Origin of the sequence: Streptomyces ipomoeae 91-03, from assembly GCF_000317595.1 — a bacterium.
In the GTDB taxonomy this organism is placed as follows: Bacteria; Actinomycetota; Actinomycetes; order Streptomycetales; family Streptomycetaceae; genus Streptomyces; species Streptomyces ipomoeae.
Genome location: NZ_AEJC01000088.1, coordinates 1 through 3,879, shown reverse-complemented (window position 1 = coordinate 3,879; position 3,879 = coordinate 1). Strand labels below are relative to the sequence as shown.

At 70.7% G+C, this 3,879-nt stretch carries 3 protein-coding genes; all 3 read right to left on the bottom strand.

Annotated elements, in window-relative coordinates; all coding sequences use genetic code 11:
- A partial coding sequence (locus tag STRIP9103_RS05475) for a serine/threonine-protein kinase (protein ID WP_009300282.1) occupies positions 1-1,085 on the bottom strand: 1,085 nt, incomplete at its 3' end.
- A gap of 244 nt (positions 1,086-1,329) precedes the next feature.
- Positions 1,330-2,856: a DUF7059 domain-containing protein gene (locus STRIP9103_RS05470; RefSeq protein WP_009300278.1), complete on the bottom strand. Its 1,527-nt coding sequence runs from the start codon at positions 2,854-2,856 to the stop codon at positions 1,330-1,332.
- A 288-nt stretch (positions 2,857-3,144) separates the two neighbouring features.
- Positions 3,145-3,729 (bottom strand): hypothetical protein, encoded by a 585-nt coding sequence (locus tag STRIP9103_RS05465; protein WP_009300280.1) that lies wholly within the window; start codon positions 3,727-3,729, stop codon positions 3,145-3,147.
- Positions 3,730-3,879: the final 150 nt, after the last annotated feature.

Genomic DNA, 3,879 nt, shown 5'->3' with positions numbered 1-3,879 from the left:
TGGGGCGCACCCGGCGTGTGGGGCGTACCCCCGCTGCCCTGTGCGGCGGCCACATGGCCGGGCGGCGCGCTCGCCGCGTACCCGGGCGGCGTACCGGCGGTGGCATGGCCACCGGGACCACTCGGCCCACCTCCCCCGGGGCCACCGGGAGCCGGTCCGAAGCCCTCGGGCGCCGCCGCCGGGGTGGCTCCCCAGCCCGGCGGTGTGGACGCGCCGCCCGCGTCAGCGACCCGCTCCAGGCCGCGTGCCACCGCCTCCGGTGACAGCCGCCGCACCGGGTCCTTGATGAGCAACCCGTGCAGAACGGGGGCCAGTTCACCGGCGCGGGCGGGCGGTGTGGGCTCCTCGCCGAGCAGGGCGGTGAGCGTCGCGTACTCGCCGTGCCGGTCGAAGGGGCCCCGGCCCTCGACCGCCGCGTACAGCGTGGCGCCGAGCGAGAACATGTCGGCGGCCGGTGTGGGCGGCTCGCCCCGGGCGCGCTCGGGCGCCAGATAGCCGGGGGTGCCGAGGATGCCGGCGGTGGCGGTGAGCCGGGGCTCGCGGGACTCGGGCTGGAGCGCGATGCCGTAGTCGGTGAGCAGCACGCGCGCGTACGGGTCGCCCGAGGCGTCGGCCGCGAGGAGGATGTTGGCCGGTTTCACATCACGGTGGAGGATGCCGATCCGGTGCCCGGCGGTGAGCGCGTCGAGGACGGCGAGCCCGATCCGCGCGACCTGCTCCGGCGTGAGCAGCCCGCGCTGCCGGATGACCGCCTGGAGGTCGATCGCGTCCGGCACGTACTCCATGACGATCCACGGCAGGCCGTCGTGCAGCACCACGTCGTGGACCGTCGCCACATGTGGATGTCCGCGCAGGCGTGCGGCGTGCCGGGCCTCGCTGCGGGCCCGGGCGATGCGCTGCGCGGGCTCGGCCGCGTCCATCGGGACATCCGGCAGGGAGATCTCCTTCATGGAGACCTCGCAGGCCAACTCCTCGTCGTACGCGAGCCACACCCGGCCCATGCCACCCGCGCCGAGTGTGCGCAGCAGTCGGTACCGGCCGTTGATGATCCTTCCCTGGCCCTGCTCCGGCGTATCCCCCGCCATCGCGATCCCCCGATCCCCCAGAGACAGCGCGTGCCTCCCCCGAGGACACGTCGAATCCGTCTCTTGAAAATAGCTTCGCACGTGCCACTGACAGGAGCCCTTTTCCTGACCAATCCAGCCAGACCGGACACATGCGCCTCAGGGGTACGGATACACCCCATCCGCTACGGGGACGGGACACCCGAAGCCGTACCAGTACGGTCACCGGACGGTACGGAAACGGTCAAGGGCCGCGGGAGCACCGTCACGCGATCGGTTCGAGGAACCCCTGCTCCACCAGCAGCCGGATCTGGACCGGTGTGCGGTCGCGCAGGGTCACCGGGTCCTCGCCGACGAGTTGAGCGATGGCGTCCAGAATCCGTCCCGCGCTGAGGGTGCCGTCGCACACACCGGCGAATCCGGCGCCGACCGTGTCCACCTTGGTGGCCCGGCGCATACCGCGGTTCTGACGCAGCACCACATGCTCGGGGTCCTCGGCTCCCGGCAGCCCGACCTGCTCCTGGACGACCTCGGCGGTGAGCCGGAAGTGCCCGGCGAGGAGCGCGGCGTCGTCGTTGGCCCGCAGGTAGTCGACGCGCGCGAAGTGCGCCCGTACGGTCTCACCGAGCGGCTGTTCGACTGGATGCGGCCATTCCTCGACGGTGATCGAGGGCTCGGCGTCGGCGGCGGCCGACTTCCGCAGCGTGATCCAGCCGAAGCCGACGGCCTTCACCTTCCGCGCCTCGAACTCGTCGAGCCACGCGTCGTACCGTGCCTGGTACTCGGCCACGTCACCGCGGTGGTCGCCCGCGTCCCGCAGCCACAACTCCGCGTACTGCGTGACGTCCTGGACCTCACGCTGCACGATCCACGCGTCGCACCCGCGCGGCACCCACGACCTGAGCCGCTCCTGCCAGTCCTCCCCCTCCACGTGCTGCCAGTTGGCGAGGAACTGCGCGAAACCGCCCTCGTTCAGCCGCTCCCCCGCCTGCGACACGAGCGTGCGGCACAGATCGTCCCCGCCCATCCCGCCGTCGCGGTAGATGAGCCGGGCGCCGGGAGAAATGACGAATGGCGGATTCGACACGATGAGGTCGTACCTCTCGTCTTCCTCCACCGGCTCGAAGAGGGAGCCCTGGCGCAGATCGGCGGCGGGCGCGCCGGAGAGCGCCAGCGTGAGCGCCGTGATGTGCAGCGCGCGCGGATTGACGTCGGTCGCCGTCACCCGTGTGGCGTGCCGAGCTGCGTGCAGCGCCTGGATCCCGGAGCCGGTCCCGAGATCGAGCGCCGACCCGACGGGCGTCCGTACGGTGATCCCGGCGAGGGTCGTGGAGGCCCCTCCGACCCCGAGAACAACCCCCTCGTCCCGCTTCCCGATCCCCCCGGCCCCGCCGACCGCGCACCCGAGATCGGACACGATGAACCAGTCCTCGCCATCGGGACCGCCGTAAGGCCGCACATCGACAGCGGCCGCGACCTCACTGTCACCGATCGAAACCAGCCAACCACTCTCGACGCACGCGTCGACGGGCAGAATCCTCTCCACACGCGCGCGTGCCACCGGCTGCTGCAACAGAAACAGCCGCACCAGCGCTTCCAGCTCCGAGTCCCCCCGGGTAGCCCTCAGCGCCGGCACAACCTCACTCCGAGCCAACGCCGCATACGCCGACGCCCCGAGCAGCTCAAGCAGCCCATCAGCGGTGAACCCGGCACCGATCAACCCCTCCCGAAGCCGCACGGCAACCTCGGGCGGATCAACAGAGGGCAAGGGAGACAAGGTGGAATCAGTCACGCCTCACATTGTCACCCCTGGCTTGTCCCAGCTGCGGGCAATCTGCCGCTGGGGCGATGGGGGAGCGAAGCCGAGAAGGGGGAGGATGGGCGCAGCGGCACCTCGCAGCGTCGAGTTGCGCAGCCCACCTCCGCCCGGCCCCCACGCCGGGCGCCCAGCCACCAAGGCACCGCCCAGCACAAACCCCCGGCTCCCAGCCAAGGCACCGCCCAGCACGAACCCCGGGCGCCCCAACCGCACCGCCCCAGCAGACGGCACTCCGGAGCCTCGGCCCAGCCGCCGCCCAGGTCAGCTCTTGGTCGCCGGCGCCGAGGCGGAACCCGACGCGGTCGCCGACTTGCAGCTGGCCTGCTTGGCCATCGCCTGCCCCACCTCCCCCTTCTCCAGCTCCTTCAACGCGTTGCTCCCGGTCTTGCTCAGCTTCTCCAGCTCGGTGGCAACACCCTCGAGCCCGTCCGCGAACTTCGCCTGATCCTTCGTGTTCAGCGCGTCCGACTTCGTCTTCAGCTCGGCATAGGCGGACGACAGCTGGTTGAGCTCGGCGACCGCGGCCTTCTGCTTCTTCTCGCCGTCCTCGACATCAGGCGCCCCGGCCGTCTGAATGGCGGTCGCCATCGCCTTGTACGCGTCGGAGATGTCCTGGAACCCCTGGGAGTCGGCCCGCTGCACGTCCTCCGGTGCGCTGTCGTCCGAGGTCTCCTTCTGGATCGAGGCATTGGCCGCCGCGATCTTCTTGATCTGCGGCTGTACGTCGTCGCAGACCTGCTTGGCCCAGGAGTTCAGCTTGTCGTTCGTGTCGTCGCTGCTGCAGCCGGACAGCGCCAGTACCAGTACCGCACCGCCGGACAGTGCGGCCACGAGCTTCTTGTTCACCGGATTGGTCCCTTCCGTGGCTCTCGGCCCCGGAACATACACGCCGGATGGGCGACACCTGTGTGTCGGGCACCCCCAATACATCATTTCGTAGCCATTTGCACCAAGAGAGAGAAGGCTCACGGGCCATCGGGCACACACAGTCGGGCG